10 protein-coding genes are annotated in these 12,208 nt (G+C 65.0%); 6 read left to right on the top strand and 4 right to left on the bottom strand.

Annotated elements, in window-relative coordinates; all coding sequences use genetic code 11:
* Positions 1-7 precede the first annotated feature (7 nt).
* A complete protein-coding gene (locus ABIB42_RS20730) occupies positions 8-364 on the bottom strand; it encodes a c-type cytochrome (RefSeq protein WP_005665222.1) in 357 nt (118 codons plus the stop codon).
* 187 nt (positions 365-551) lie between these two features.
* On the opposite strand from ABIB42_RS20730, the gene ABIB42_RS20725 reads away from it, so the two are divergent.
* The 4 genes from ABIB42_RS20725 (at position 552) to ABIB42_RS20710 (ending at position 5,130) form a co-directional block, all read left to right on the top strand.
* Positions 552-1,397, top strand: a complete 846-nt coding sequence (locus ABIB42_RS20725; RefSeq protein ID WP_273028341.1) for an AAA family ATPase — start codon at positions 552-554, stop codon at positions 1,395-1,397.
* A 34-nt stretch (positions 1,398-1,431) separates the two neighbouring features.
* A complete protein-coding gene (locus ABIB42_RS20720; protein ID WP_219861371.1) occupies positions 1,432-2,601 on the top strand; it encodes a vWA domain-containing protein in 1,170 nt (389 codons plus the stop codon).
* A 221-nt stretch (positions 2,602-2,822) separates the two neighbouring features.
* The gene (locus ABIB42_RS20715) at positions 2,823-4,013 is read left to right on the top strand and encodes a cation:proton antiporter (RefSeq protein WP_429248926.1); all 1,191 of its coding nucleotides are present in this window, start codon (positions 2,823-2,825) and stop codon (positions 4,011-4,013) included.
* A complete protein-coding gene (locus tag ABIB42_RS20710; RefSeq protein ID WP_005665214.1) occupies positions 4,003-5,130 on the top strand; it encodes a YbdK family carboxylate-amine ligase in 1,128 nt (375 codons plus the stop codon). The genes ABIB42_RS20715 and ABIB42_RS20710 overlap by 11 nt, the downstream gene beginning before the upstream one ends.
* A 9-nt stretch (positions 5,131-5,139) precedes the next feature.
* Here the strand turns inward: ABIB42_RS20710 and ABIB42_RS20705 are convergent, their stop codons facing one another.
* The 3 genes from ABIB42_RS20705 to ABIB42_RS20695 all read right to left on the bottom strand — a co-directional run bounded on the left by ABIB42_RS20705 (position 5,140) and on the right by ABIB42_RS20695 (position 7,574).
* Positions 5,140-5,478: a hypothetical protein gene (locus tag ABIB42_RS20705; RefSeq protein WP_273036409.1), complete on the bottom strand. Its 339-nt coding sequence runs from the start codon at positions 5,476-5,478 to the stop codon at positions 5,140-5,142.
* Positions 5,479-5,672: 194 nt separating this feature from the next.
* Positions 5,673-6,671 carry a gamma-glutamyl-gamma-aminobutyrate hydrolase family protein gene (locus tag ABIB42_RS20700; protein WP_005665209.1) on the bottom strand — a complete coding sequence of 333 codons (999 nt, stop codon included), beginning with the start codon at positions 6,669-6,671 and terminating at the stop codon, positions 5,673-5,675.
* Between the two features lie 66 nt (positions 6,672-6,737).
* Entirely contained in the window at positions 6,738-7,574 is an 837-nt protein-coding gene (locus ABIB42_RS20695) for a response regulator (RefSeq protein ID WP_429248925.1), read from the bottom strand.
* Positions 7,575-7,746: 172 nt separating this feature from the next.
* Between ABIB42_RS20695 and ABIB42_RS20690 the strand changes: the two genes are divergently transcribed.
* Complete coding sequence (locus ABIB42_RS20690; RefSeq protein ID WP_005665205.1) at positions 7,747-9,744, top strand: DNA topoisomerase IV subunit B; 1,998 nt, start codon at positions 7,747-7,749, stop codon at positions 9,742-9,744.
* A gap of 34 nt (positions 9,745-9,778) precedes the next feature.
* Positions 9,779-12,106 carry a DNA topoisomerase IV subunit A gene (gene parC, locus ABIB42_RS20685; protein ID WP_005665203.1) on the top strand — a complete coding sequence of 776 codons (2,328 nt, stop codon included), beginning with the start codon at positions 9,779-9,781 and terminating at the stop codon, positions 12,104-12,106.
* Positions 12,107-12,208 lie beyond the last annotated feature (102 nt).

Genomic DNA, 12,208 nt, shown 5'->3' with positions numbered 1-12,208 from the left:
GCGGTCCTCATCGCTTGGCGGTCGTCTGGGTCGACGTTTGCTGGGAATAATAGGCAGCCACGTCGGCGATGTCCTGGTCGCTCATCGAGCGCGCGATGCCGGTCATGGAAGGATGCTTGCGGTCGCCCTTGCGATAGGCCTTGAGTGCGGATTCGATGTACCTGGCCGACTGGCCGCCGATCATCGGCACGCGGTACACCTCGGGGAATGCCGTCTTGTAGCCGCCGGGGATGGCGTGGCAGCCAATGCACATCTCGATCTTGGCGGTGGCCGCCTGGGGATTACCAACCACTTCCGCAGCAAGGGCGCTGCCGGCGGCGCCGGCAAGGAGCGCCAGCGCCAGTGGTACCAGAGTTTTTTTCATGGGCGTCTCGTTAGTTATATTTCGAAAACCGCAACCGCACAAAAACTTAGCAAAGGCTTACCAACGGGCCGATTCTATCTGAAGACTTGACACCAGTCTACAAACCGGCGTCCGCCGCAGGACAGGCTGCCGGCGCGAAGTTTGGCATATACTCGGCCCATCTTCTTCGATTTCCCTGTCACCCGCCATGCATGCTTCTTCCCGCTTCGAAGGCAGCGACAACTACGTCGCTACTCCCGACCTGAAACTGGCCGTCAACGCCGCGCTCACGCTGGGCCGCCCGCTCCTGATCAAGGGCGAGCCGGGCACCGGCAAGACCATGCTGGCCGAAGAGGTAGCAAGCGCGCTGAACATGCCGCTGCTGCAGTGGCACGTGAAGTCGACCACCAAGGCCCAGCAGGGCCTGTACGAATACGACGCCGTCTCGCGCCTGCGCGATTCGCAGCTGGGCGACGAGCGCGTGCGCGACATCCAGAACTACATCGTCAAGGGCGTGCTGTGGCAGGCATTCACGTCGCCCGAGCCGGTCGTGCTGCTGATCGACGAAGTCGACAAGGCCGACATCGAGTTCCCGAACGACCTGCTGCGCGAACTCGACCGCATGGAGTTCTACGTCTACGAGACGCGCGAGATGGTGGTGGCCAAACACCGCCCGCTGGTGATCATCACCTCCAACAACGAAAAGGAACTGCCCGACGCCTTCCTGCGCCGCTGCTTCTTCCATTACATCCAGTTCCCGGACCGCGAGACGATGGCCGACATCGTGGGCGTGCACTTCCCGACGCTCAGGCAAGACCTGCTGGCCGCCGCGCTGCAAAGCTTCTATGCGCTGCGCGACGTCCCCGGCATCAAGAAGAAGCCGTCGACCTCGGAATTCCTCGACTGGCTCAAGCTGCTGCTGGCGGAGGACGTGCCGGCCGAAGCGCTGCGCGCGCAAGACTCGGCGCCGCCGCTGCACGGCGCCCTGCTCAAGAACGAGCAGGACATCGCCCTGTTCGACCGCCTGATGGCGATGGCGAAGAACCGGCGATGATCGCCGTCTCGCCCATCGCCCCCAAGGTCAAGCGATGCTGATCGACTTCTTCCGCGCCCTGCGCGAGGCCAAGGTCCCGGTCTCGATCCGCGAATTCCTGACCCTGCTCGAAGCCCTGCAGCGCCAGGTGATCCTGCCCTCGCTCGACGAGTTCTATTACCTCGCGCGCCTGACGCTGGTGAAGGACGAAGCGCACTTCGACAAGTTCGATCGCGTGTTCGGCGCCTGGTTCAGGGGCGTGGATGCGGTGTTCGACGAGAAGGCAGAGATTCCGCTGGAGTGGCTGATCAAGCGCTTCGAGCGCGAACTGACGCCGGAACAGAAGGCGCAGCTGGAAAAATTCGGCTACGACAAATTGCAGCAGCGCCTGCAAGAACTGCTGAAAGAGCAGAAGGAACGCCATGCCGGCGGCAGCAAGTGGATCGGCACCGGCGGCACCTCGCCCTTCGGGCACGGCGGCACCAATCCGGAGGGCATCCGCATTGGCGGCACGGGCCGCAACCGCAGCGCGGTCAAGGTATGGGAGCAGCGCACCTTCCGCGACTACGACGACGAGCGCGAACTGGGCACGCGCAACCTGAAAGTCGCGCTGCGCCGCCTGCGCCGCTTCGCGCGCCAGGGCGCGGCGGACGAACTGGCGCTGGACGACACCATCCGCGCCACCGCCAGCAATGCCGGCTGGCTCGACATCCGCATGCGGCCCGAGCGCAAGAACCGGATCAAGGTGGTGATGCTGCTCGACGTGGGCGGCTCGATGGACGACCACATCGAGCGCACCGAAGAACTGTTCTCGGCCGCCAGCAGCGAGTTCAAGAACATGGAGTTCTACTACTTCCACAACTGCGTCTACGATTACCTGTGGAAGAACAACCGCCGTCGCCACAGCGAGCGTTTCGACACCTGGGACGTGCTGCGCAAGTATCCGCCCGACACCCGCCTGATCTTCGTCGGCGACGCCACCATGAGCCCGTACGAGGTGATGGCGCCGGGCGGCTCGGTCGAGTACAACAACGAAGAGCCGGGCGCGGCCTGGCTGGCGCGCTTCGTGTCGACGTTTCCCAAGTTCGCCTGGCTCAATCCGGAGCCGGAACACCTGTGGCAGTATCGGCAGTCGATCGCGCTGATCCGCCAGATCATGAACAACCGCATGTTCCCGATCACGCTGGACGGCCTGGAACGGGCAATGCGCCTGCTCAGTAAGTAATTCCCCTAGACAAATAATGTCTTTACGCACTGTGTTAGTGCGGACACGGACGGCCTTGCTGGAATCGCTATGATCGAGCCACTCGCCCGCCGCTCGCCGTGTCTCGACACAAAGCGCGTGGACGGGCGAGCCAGGACAATCGTGCGTGCCTCGTCCGCTTGTAGAATCCGCGAACGCCGGCGGCAAGCGCGCACCACATAAAAGACTAGAGGGGAACACGAATGCCAGACCTGCTGTCCTTGTTGACGAGTCTCGCGTGGCCGCTGGCGATCGCGCTCGCCTGGCTGGCCGGCGAATTTGGGCAGCGCTGGACCGGCCTGCCGCGCATCAGCTTCTATGGCCTGGTCGGCTTCGCCCTCGGCAGCACCCAGATCGGCGCCCTGCCCGCCCCTGACATGGGGCCGGTCTCGCTGCTGGCCAACGTCGCCTTCGGCCTGATCCTGTTCGAACTGGGCAACCGCATCAACCTGCGCTGGCTGGTCAACAATCCCTGGATCGGCGTGGCCGGCCTGGTCGAGGCGGCGCTGACCTTCATCCTCGTCTATGTCGTCGCCAGCGCCTTCGGCGTCGGTCGCCTGACCGCCCTGCTGATGGCGGCGCTGTCGATGGCGACCTCGCCCGCCACCGTGGTGCGGGTGGTCAACGAACAGAAAAGCTCGGGCCAGATGACGGAGCGGGTGCTGCACCTGTCGGCCCTGAACTGCGTGCTGTCGGTGTTCGCCTTCAACGCCATCATCGGCATCTGGCTGTTCCGCACCTATGACGCCGTCGGCGAAGCGCTGTGGCAAAGCCTGGTGATGCTGGCCGGCTCGATCCTGATCGGCGCCATCTTCGGCGTGGTCACCCCAAGCCTGCTGCGCGCGATCGGCAACGTTCAGCAGGACGCCACCGTCGCCTTCGCCCTCGCGATCATCCTGCTGGTGGCCGTGTGCGACAGCGCCGGCCTGACGCCGGTGGTGGCGCCGCTGGCCTTCGGCCTGACGGTGCGCTACCGGCGCGTCGCCTTTACCCAGACCCAGCGCAACTTCGGCGCGCTGGGCGAGGTGCTGACCGTGCTGCTGTTCGTGTATGCCGCCTCGACCCTCGACTGGCGCCTGGTGGCCGCCGGCGCGCTGCTCGCCATCAGCGTGGTGGTGGCGCGCATGTTCGCCAAGGTGGCCGGGGTGACGGCGTTCGCCCACCTGTCGGGCGTCACCTGGCGCAAGGGGGCGCTCACCGGCCTCGGGCTGGCGCCGCTGGCCGTGTTCGTGATCCTGCTGCTCGAGCACGCGCGCTATGCCGGCCTGAAAGTGGTCGAAGAACTGTATGCGATGGCCGCCGTGACGATGCTGCTCGAAGTCTTCGGCCCGATCATCATCCAGCGCGCGCTGATCTGGGCGCGCGAAGCACCGGAGTCGACCCATGTCGCTTGAAGCCTTCAACCCTTCGCAGCCGCTCACCTTCGGGGTCGAGCTGGAACTGCAACTGGTCAGCCTGTCGGATTTCAACCTGACTGCGGCCAGCCCCGACCTGATGCACTTATTGAAGCGCAAGCCGTTCCCGGGCAACGTCACGCCCGAGATCACCGAGAGCATGATCGAGATTAACTCGAGCGTGCACACGGCCTACGCGCCGCTGCTGGCGGAACTGACCGAGATCCGCGACACCCTGGTGGCGGCCAGCGACGTGCTCAATATCGGCATCGCCGGCGGCGGCACGCATCCGTTCCAGCACTGGTCCGACCAGCGCATTTCTGCCAAGCCGCGCTACGAATACCTGTCGCAGCTGTACGGCTACCTGGCCAAGCAGTTCACGGTGTTCGGCCAGCACGTGCACATCGGCTGCGCCAACGGCGACGACGCGCTGTATCTGCTGCATGCATTGAACCGCTACCTGCCGCACTTCATCGCGCTGTCGGCATCGTCGCCCTATGTGCAGGGCCACGACAGCCTGTTCGAATCGGCGCGCCTGAATTCCGTGTTCGCCTTCCCGATGAGCGGCCGCGCGCCGTTCACGCTCAGCTGGCAGGAGTTCACCGACGTCTACTTCGCCAAGATGGAACGCACCAACATCATCAAGAGCATGAAGGACTTTTATTGGGACCTGCGGCCCAAGCCGGAGTACGGCACCATCGAGCTGCGCGTATGCGACACGCCGCTCACGGTGGAGCGGGCGGCGGCGCTGGCCGGCTACCTGCAGGCGCTGTGCCGGCATCTGCTGGAGAGGAAGGAAGAAGCTCCTGTAGAGGATGACTATTTAGTTTATAACTACAACCGCTTCCAGGCCTGCCGCTTCGGCCTGGACGGCAGCATCACGCATCCGAAGACCTACGACAACGTGCCGATGCGCGAAGACATCCTGGCGACGCTCGAAACCATGCTGCCGCATGCCGAGGCGCTGGGCAGCGTGGATGCCTTGAAACACCTGGCGGCGGCGGTGCACGACGGCAGCGACGCGACCATCCTGCGCCGCCACGTGGAGCGCGAAGGCAGCGTCGAGGGCATGGTCAATGCGGCGATCCAGCATTTCCGCGGCGGCCGCGCGAGCTAGCGCGCGGCATCAACCGGCGAGCGGCGCAGCCTTGCTGGTCCAGCCGCCTTTCATGAAGCGCGCCAGCAAGGGCTGGCGCACCGGCGCCGGCGGCGGCAGCTTGGCGTCGACCACCACCGCCCACTGGTCGGCCAGCTGTTCGCAGGTGGCGCGCAGCACCGGATCGATGTTCGGCAGGCGCGCCAGCGCGCACAGGTGGCGCTCGATCACCGACGCCAGCTTGACGCACGGCTGCTCGCCATCGCCGCGGGTCGTGTAGTTGGACATCAGGTGCAAGAGCGACGCGACCAGCAACGCGTCCTGGCTGCGCGGTTCCGACGGCGTCGTGCGGGGGGTGGAAATGGTCATGCAAGCGTCTCCCAAAAAAGCGGTTGCGGTCGGCAACGATCGGACGTGAAGAGTCGAGATTCGCACAAGATGCGAATGATTCTCATTTCATTATTCACGCCTCGCGCGGCGAAAGCAAGCGTTTTCGGCAATCGAATCGCAGTCCGGATGAGGTCTGGTGACAGTTAATTCTGTAGAGCAATTAAAGCGGGAAATTACAGCCGGGTTTCACGCGCCGCGCGCAGGAATTCGTCGAGCACCGGGGTGCAGTCGAGCAGGTCGACGCCGCCGGCGCGGTGGAACTCGGGGTGCCACTGCAGGCCCATGACGAAGTTGGCGCGCTGATAGCGGATCGCCTCGATTACGCCGTCCGGCTCGGACATGGCCTCGATGCGGATGTCGCGCCCGAGATCCTTGACCGCCTGGTGGTGAATCGAGTTCACCATCGCCCGCTCGACCTTGGGGAACATGCGGCCCAGCGACGAGCCCTTGGGGAAGACGATGGCGTGGCGGTGCGCGTCGTAGATGTCATGCACGTGAGCCAGGGCTTCGGGCATGTCGGTGGCGACGTCCTGGTGCAGGGTGCCGCCGAAGGCGACGTTGATCAGCTGGCAACCACGGCACACGCCCAGCACCGGTTTGCCGGCGTCGACGAATTCGTGCAGCAGTTCGAGTTCGTAGACGTCGCGCGCGCGGTCGCCGCTCCATTCGGGACGGGTGGGGGTTTCGGAATAGGTTTGCGGCGCCACGTCGGCCCCGCCCTGCAGCACCAGGCCGTCGAGGTGGCGCGCATAGTGGCGCAGGGTGATGTTACTGGGGTGCAGCAGGCCGTTGGTATTCACGGTGGGGATCATGAACACCAGCACATCGCGCGACATCACCCATTGGGCGATCGATTCCTCGAGATACTGCAGGTTCTTGCTGAGCAGCCCCTTGGCGCCGGCGGCCGGATGAAAGATGCGGGCCGAGACGCCGATGTGCAGCGTGCGCTGCATGAAATCGCGGTTGAAGCGTTCGCGCAGCGAGCGAAAACGCGAGGTGATGACCCGGCCGGCCAGGGCGACGGCATTGTCGCCATCGCGCAGGTAGCGCGCGGGCCCGCGCGACTGGCCGCCGCTGGCGCGCCGTTCGGGCACGCGCACGCGGGTCTCGCGGCGCTCGTCCACGTCCGCGGCGGAATCATCGTTGCGCTTGATTTGATCGTCTTCAGCCATGGCTATTAATATAACTTCGCCACCGCTGCGCACAATATAAACTTGTTACAAAACGTCGCGTTCCGCCTACACCGGAAGGTCGAGCAGCTTCTGGAAGGTCAGCATCCAGTGGCGGCCGGCGACCGGCGTCGTGAGCAGGCCGCGCGCCCCGGCGCGGCGCGCACGCACGCTGTCGTAGTGAAAGGATTGCTCGACCAGGAACACCACCGGCGTGCGCTGCGCCCCGTCCTGCGACTTGATCGAGCTGCACACCTCATACGGTTCGATGCCGGCCGCCGCCGTATTGATCAGCACCAGCGCTACCGGCGTTTCGTCGCACAGGCGCACCGCCGCGCACACGCTGTCGGTCCATTCCACCGGCACCCGGCGCGGGCCGAGCACGCGCGCCACCTGGTTACGCAGCTTGCATTCCTTGTCGACGATCAGAACGGCCCCATCTACGGGACCACGGCGCAGGCGCGTGTAGAATGCCGGCGTTTCGCAATCCGGCGCCAGGCGCGGACGGCGGCGGCGCTCGGCCAGCACGCGCCGGACCGTGCGGGTGCTCTGCTGCACCAGCGCCTGGACCCGGGTATCGAGCAGTTCGGCCAGGGCTTCATGCAGCTGCACGGGGTCGACCGGCCGCGCCAGGGTGCGCCAGGGTCCGGCGCCGGGGTTGCCGGCGTTGCCGATGACGAGCGCCGGCTGCAGCGATCCCGGCGGCAGGCAGCCGAGCCGGGTCAGCGCGGTCGGGCTGTCGCCGTTGGCGATATACAGGTCCGGCTCTTGCAAACTGTCGTCGTGCAGGCAAGAATACGACGGCCCCACGCCCGGCGCCAGCGCCAGCAGGGCTTCGAGCCGCGCGCTTTCGCCCGGGGTAAACCCGATCAGGCGAACGGTAAACGGATAGCTGGACAAGTGCATCGGTAACGCCCCTCCCTGGCATTGCCGTGGTTATCCGGCTTAATCTAGCACAAACGTGCGAAGCGAAAAGCACGTCACAGCGCAAACTACTGTATATTTAAACAGTAAAAAAGCCTAACCTTTTCCTCCCGACAAGTTAGAATGCCGGAGCATTCGACAAACAATCTTCAAGATGGCCTCCAAGAAACCCGCTCCAGACTATAGCGAATCATCCATCCGCGTCCTCAAGGGACTCGAACCTGTGAAACAGCGCCCGGGCATGTACACCCGGACGGAGAACCCGCTCCACATCATCCAGGAAGTGATCGACAACGCCTCCGACGAAGCGCTGGGCGGTCACTGCAAGAACATCGGCGTGACCCTGAACCCGGACGGTTCGATCACGGTCGAGGACGACGGCCGCGGCATCCCGGTCGGTATCCACCCGGAAGAAGGCGTGTCCACGGTCGAGATCGTGTTCACCCGCCTGCACGCCGGCGGCAAGTTCGACAAGGGTTCGGGCGGCGCCTACGCCTTCTCGGGCGGCCTGCACGGGGTCGGCGTCTCGGTCACCAATGCGCTGTCGAAGCGCCTCGAGATCGAGGTGTGGCGCAAGGACGACCAGGGCAACGGCCAGCACAAGCTGGTGTTCGCCGACGGCGAAGTGATCGAGCCGCTCACGTCCAGCCCTGCCGAGCGTGGCGGCAAGAAGAACGGCACCCGCGTCACCGCCTGGCCGGACGGCAAGTATTTCGATTCCCCGAACATCCCGCTGGGCGACCTGCAGCGCCTGCTGCGCTCGAAGGCGGTGCTGCTGCCGGGCGTGACGGTCACGCTCACCAACGCCAAGACCGGCGACGTCCAGACCTGGCGCTACGACGAAGGCCTGCGCGGCTACCTGAACGAGGCGCTGGCCCAGAGCTCGAACGGCGAGACCCTGATCCCGCTGTTCGAAGGCGCGCAGTTTGCCGCCGCGGGCGACGACAGCTTTGCCGAAGGCGAAGGCGCCGACTGGGTCGTGGCCTGGACCGAAGAAGGCGGCGTGGTGCGCGAGTCCTACGTCAACCTGATCCCGACCGTGAGCGGCGGCACCCACGAAGCCGGCCTGCGCGACGGCCTGTTCGGCGCGGTGAAGAACTTCGTCGAGCTGCACGGCCTGCTGCCGAAGGGCGTCAAGCTGCTGCCCGAAGACGTGTTCGCGCGCGTCTCGTTCGTGCTGTCGGCCAAGGTGCTGGACCCGCAATTCCAGGGCCAGACCAAGGAACGCCTGAATTCGCGCGACGCGCTCAAGCTGGTGTCGACGTTTACGAAGCCGCCGCTCGAGCTGTGGCTGAACCAGCACGTCGAATACGGCAAGAAGCTGGCCGAACTGGTCATCAAGCAGGCCCAGTCGCGCCTGCGTTCGCTGCAAAAAGTCGAGAAGAAGAAATCGTCCGGCGTGGCGGTGTTGCCGGGCAAGCTGACCGATTGCGAGTCGACCGACATCACGCGCAACGAACTGTTCCTGGTCGAGGGCGACTCGGCCGGCGGCTCGGCCAAGATGGGCCGCGACAAGGAATTCCAGGCCATCCTGCCGCTGCGCGGCAAGGTGCTCAACTCGTGGGAAACCGACCGCGACCGCCTGTTCGCCAACAACGAGATCCACGATATCTCGGTGGCGATCGGCGTCGATCCGCATGGACCGAACGATTCGCCCGACCTCTCCAGCCTGCGCTACGGGAAGATCTGCATCCTGTCCGATGCGGACGTCGACGGTTCGCACATCCAGGTGCTGCTGCTGACGCTGTTCTTCAAGCACTTCCCGGCCCTGTTCCGCAACGGGAACATCTGCATCGCGCGTCCGCCCCTGTACCGCGTCGACGTGCCGGCGCGCGGCAAGAAGCCGATCCAGAAACTGTACGCGCTGGACGACGGCGAACTGCTGGCGATCGAGGACAAGCTGAAAAAAGAAGGCCTGAAGGAAGGCGTGTGGAGCATCTCGCGCTTCAAGGGCCTGGGCGAGATGAACGCCGAGCAGCTGTGGGAAACCACCATGAACCCGGACACGCGCCGCCTGCTGCCGGTATCGTTCGGCCAGTACGACGTGGCCGAGTCGGCATCGCGCTTCAATATGCTGATGGGCAAAGGCGAAGCCGCCGCGCGTCGCGCGTGGATCGAGGAACACGGGAACGAGACCGAGGCGGATATCTAATCCGCGGCAACTCGCGAGCAACCGAACAGACATCATGACGAATCAAGCAAGCCTTTTTGAGCAACAACACGAGCCCTCGGACGTCGAGACGCTCACCCTGTCCACCTTCGCCGAGCGCGCCTACCTCGACTACGCCGTCTCGGTGGTCAAGGGCCGCGCGCTGCCGGACGTGTCGGACGGCCAGAAGCCGGTCCAGCGCCGCATCCTGTACGCGATGAACGAACTGGGCCTGGGCCCGACCGCCAAGCCGCGCAAGTCGGCCGCCGTGGTCGGCGACGTGCTCGGTAAACTGCACCCGCACGGCGACCAGTCGGTGTACGACGCGCTGGTGCGCATGGCGCAGGACTTTTCGCTGCGCTACCCGCTGATCGACGGCCAGGGCAACTTCGGCTCGCGCGACGGCGACGGCGCCGCGGCGATGCGATATACCGAAGCCCGCCTGACCCCGATCTCGCGCCTGCTGATGGACGAGATCGACATGGGCACGGTCGACTCGCAACCCAACTACGACGGTTCGACCACCGAACCACGTACGCTGCCGGCGCGCCTGCCGATGGTGCTGCTCAACGGCGCCTCGGGCATCGCGGTCGGCCTGGCCACCGAGATCCCGTCGCACAATCTGCGCGAGGTCGCGGCGGCGGCGGTGGCGATGATCCGCAACCCCAAGATCACCCACGCCGAGCTGATGACCCACATCCCCGGTCCGGACTTCCCGGGCGGCGGCCAGATCATCACCCCCGCCTCGCAGATCGCCGACATGTACGCGGTCGGCCGCGGCTCGATGAAGGTGCGCGCGCGCTGGAAGATCGAAGAGCTGGCGCGCGGCCAGTGGCAGGCGGTGGTCCATGAACTGCCGCCGGGCTGCTCGTCGCAGCGCGTGCTGGAAGAAATCGAAGAGCTGACCAATCCGAAGGTCAAGGCCGGCAAGAAGGCACTGCTGCCGGAACAGCTGGCGCTGAAGAACACGATTCTGGGCGCGCTCGACGCGGTGCGCGACGAATCGGGCCGTGACGCCCCGGTGCGCCTGGTGTTCGAGCCGAAGTCGAAGAACGTCGACCAGGGCGAGTTCATGCTGATGCTGCTCGCGCACACCTCGCTCGAAAGCTCGGCGCCGATCAACCTGGTGATGATCGGCGGCGACGGCCGTCCGCGCCAGAAGGGTCTCACGGCGATCCTGCAGGAATGGATCGACTATCGCTTCGTGACGGTCCGCCGCCGCACTGAGTTCAAGCTGGGCAAGGTCAACGACCGCATCCACATCCTGGAAGGCCGCGAGACGGTCCTGCTGAACATCGACAAGGTGATCGCCATCATCCGCAATTCGGATGAGCCGAAGGCGGCGCTGATCGAGGAGTTCCGCCTGAGCGAACGCCAGGCCGAGGACATCCTCGAGATCCGCCTGCGCCAGCTGGCGCGCCTGGAAGCGATCAAGATCCAGCAGGAGCTGGCCGAACTGCGCAACGAGAAGGAGAAGCTCGAGGACATCCTCGAGAATCCATCGTCGATGAAGCGCCTGATCATCCGCGAGATCGAAGCCGACGCCAAGCTGTACGGCGACGACCGCCGCACCATCATCGAGGAAGCGCAACGCGCGGTGGCCGAGCAGAAGGTCATCGACGAGCCGGTGACCGTGATCGTGTCGGAAAAAGGCTGGGTGCGCGCGCGCACCGGCATCGGCCACGATCCGGCGCAGTTCACCTTCAAGGCCGGCGACTCGCTGTATAAAGCCTTCGAGTGCCGCACGATCGATCATCTGCTGGGCATCGGCGACAACGGCAAGGTGTATTCGGTGCCGGTGAATGCGCTGCCTGGTTCGCGTGGCGACGGCGTGCCGATCACGACGCTGGTCGATCTGTCGGGCGGCGTGCGGATCCTGCACTACTTCGCGGGCAATCCAGAGACGCGCCTGTTGATCTCGACCTCGGATGCGTTTGGTTTCATTACCAAGGCTGGCGATATGGTCAGCCGCCTGAAGGGGGGCAAGTCGTTCATTACCCTGAACGACGGCGCGGCGCCGTTGCCGCCGCGGGTCGTCACCGACAACGCCGGCGCGGTTGCCTGCCTGTCGGAGAAGGGCCGCGTGCTGGTGTTCGGCATCGACGAGATGAAGGTGCTGACCAATGGCGGTCGGGGTGTGATCCTGATGGAGCTGGAGCCGAAAGAGAAGATGCTGGCGGCGCAGCCGATCACGCAGAAGGGTGTGAACGTGATTGGCACCTGGTCGGGTGACAAGGCGCGGACGGTCGAACTGTTCGCGTCGGGGCTGGAGCCGCACTTTGGCAAGCGGGCGCGCAAGGGCAAGGCGTTGTCGGCGAGGTTGAAGGCGCAGGATTTGGCGATGCGGGCGGCTGAAGGGGCCTGACTGAAATGAGCCTGTCAGAATTTCTGTGTGGAACCGGGGTCATGAAATAATCCCGAAAGGACTGTTCCATGACCGAAGTGATGACCACTAAGAAGCTCAAGA

Source organism: Massilia sp. UYP32 (assembly GCF_050434365.1).
Taxonomy (GTDB): Bacteria; Pseudomonadota; Gammaproteobacteria; order Burkholderiales; family Burkholderiaceae_D; genus Telluria; species Telluria timonae.
The sequence above is the reverse complement of the archived record's forward strand: the minus strand, read 5'-3'. Positions and strand labels throughout refer to the sequence as shown.

Excerpts from the sequence above, each read along its gene's own strand:
- ABIB42_RS20730 (WP_005665222.1), bottom strand. The coding sequence starts at position 364 with ATGAAAAAAACTCTGGTACCACTGGCGCTGGCGCTCCTTGCCGGCGCC.
- ABIB42_RS20725 (WP_273028341.1), top strand. The coding sequence starts at position 552 with ATGCATGCTTCTTCCCGCTTCGAAGGCAGCGACAACTACGTCGCTACT.
- ABIB42_RS20720 (WP_219861371.1), top strand. The coding sequence starts at position 1,432 with ATGCTGATCGACTTCTTCCGCGCCCTGCGCGAGGCCAAGGTCCCGGTC.
- ABIB42_RS20715 (WP_429248926.1), top strand. The coding sequence starts at position 2,823 with ATGCCAGACCTGCTGTCCTTGTTGACGAGTCTCGCGTGGCCGCTGGCG.
- ABIB42_RS20710 (WP_005665214.1), top strand. The coding sequence starts at position 4,003 with ATGTCGCTTGAAGCCTTCAACCCTTCGCAGCCGCTCACCTTCGGGGTC.
- ABIB42_RS20705 (WP_273036409.1), bottom strand. The coding sequence starts at position 5,478 with ATGACCATTTCCACCCCCCGCACGACGCCGTCGGAACCGCGCAGCCAG.
- ABIB42_RS20700 (WP_005665209.1), bottom strand. The coding sequence starts at position 6,671 with ATGGCTGAAGACGATCAAATCAAGCGCAACGATGATTCCGCCGCGGAC.
- ABIB42_RS20695 (WP_429248925.1), bottom strand. The coding sequence starts at position 7,574 with ATGCACTTGTCCAGCTATCCGTTTACCGTTCGCCTGATCGGGTTTACC.
- ABIB42_RS20690 (WP_005665205.1), top strand. The coding sequence starts at position 7,747 with ATGGCCTCCAAGAAACCCGCTCCAGACTATAGCGAATCATCCATCCGC.
- parC (WP_005665203.1), top strand. The coding sequence starts at position 9,779 with ATGACGAATCAAGCAAGCCTTTTTGAGCAACAACACGAGCCCTCGGAC.